The organism is Ruegeria sp. CG4, assembly GCF_056537185.1.
In genome coordinates this window covers 1-1,761 of the sequence record NZ_JBQFRB010000020.1, presented here as the reverse complement: position 1 = coordinate 1,761, position 1,761 = coordinate 1, and the positions used below count along the sequence as shown (strand labels likewise).

The window sequence follows — 1,761 nt, the reverse complement described above, 5'->3', positions numbered from 1 at the left end:
TAGCCCATTGGTGAGAAGTTTAAAATCATCCGGTCGCCGCCACATAGACCGAAACCCGCGAGCAAGGCTATCTAACGTATCATCCTCAACCACAATTCCTCGGCTTGTGAACTCATCGTGACGTTCAGAAACAAATTCTTGCAATGCGTCAGAGGCGTCTCGCTCCCGTTTGAGCTGCGCGTAGGACGCGGCGACAAATGCTGTGGCCAACGAGTTAAGCCGCGCTGCTCCCATTAGAAAACTAAGCGCTGCTTCAAAGTTGCCGTTGAAAAATTCGACCTGCCCCATAATCCAGTCGATGGCAGGCGGATGTAGCGGGTCCAGCGCCATCGCTTTCGAAACTACTTCGCGCGCCTTTTCGTGCAAGCCGAGCAATAGGAAAGCGTAGCCGCACCATGCCATCGACTCCGCCTCGTTTTCTATCATGGAAAGTGTCTTGTTGAATTGTGCCTCTGCCTCATCCCAAAGGCCAGCACAGAGATAGGAAAAACCAAGTTGGTCCTGAATGTAGACGTCCCGGTTATCCAGTGCCACGCCCTTTCGGGCAATTTTCAAAGTGTGGGCCGGTGCGTCAGCGTCCGCCAGCCCAAGCCACAAATCTATGACATATGTATCTGAAAGATACATATAAGATCGCGCGATGGTCGGATCGAGTGCGACCGCTCGTTCCAACAACGCTCTCGCCTTGGCCGTATCTCGTGCGTTCAGACCATCGCGTAGCGCCTTGCCCTTGAGCATCAGTTCATAGGCCTTCATCTGATCCGTTGGTTTCTGTGTCGAACGGTCGACGACATCGTGCTGGACCCTGCCCGGCAACACTGCGACGATATTTCGAGCCACTTCGTCTTGAACCGCCAGAACGTCTTCCAGTTCGTGGTCATATCGATCCGACCAGAGTTGAGTGCCCGTACCCGCGTCAGCGAGCTGTACCGAGATTCTCACGCGACTGCCGACCTTTCGCACGCTGCCTTCAACCAGGTAATCAGCGCCGAGAGCCTCCGCGATTTTGGCCGGATCTGTGTCCTGTGTCCGGAACCTGAAAGACGCATTTCTGGAAACAACCTTAAGCGTCCGAAAACGCGATAAACCCACAATAATGTCTTCCGCAATCCCGTCGCTGAAGAAGGCCTGCTCGGGGTCATCGCTCATGTTGTGCAGTGGCAAGACCGCAATAGTGGCTGTTCCTGACGATTCAGGCCGATCCGGTTTAGCGCATACAGCGCTTGACCCGCCAATGCGCCAAGCATGTACCGGTTCGGCAACGTTCTTTACTGTGTGCTGACCAGCATCCTCCCAAGCAACCGGTATACGATTTCCGACCACACGATATACGGCGTCCGACACCAACACACCGCCCGGTGGGGCAAGCTGCTCCAGTCTCGACGCCAGGTTCACACCGGAACCAAAAACATCTCCGTCGCGCATGATTATATCCCCAAGAGTAACGCCAATACGAAATTGGAGAGGGTCCTTACCTGCCGCTGATGCGTTTTGCCATTCAACCGCGCAGGAAACGGCGTCGACTGCGCTGTCGAAGCTGGCGAGCAGACCGTCACCCATCTGTTTGACGATGCGACCGTAATACCGACCGACAAGCGGAGCAGCAATATCGTCAATGTGCGCTGAAAGGACTTCGAGCGTGCCTTTCTCGTCCCGCTCCATCCGAGCGGTAAAGCCGACAAGGTCAGCAATCAGGATGGCCGCTAGCTTTCGCTCCACGTGTTGTCCTCCTTTCTGTTTAATACTGGTCGCTAAGTGTTT

At 54.7% G+C, this 1,761-nt stretch carries 1 protein-coding gene; it reads right to left on the bottom strand.

Annotation, left to right across the window (positions count from 1 at the left end; translation table 11 throughout):
- A partial coding sequence (locus ACR0J2_RS24040; RefSeq protein ID WP_480814109.1) for an adenylate/guanylate cyclase domain-containing protein occupies window positions 1-1,761 on the bottom strand: 1,761 nt, incomplete at both ends.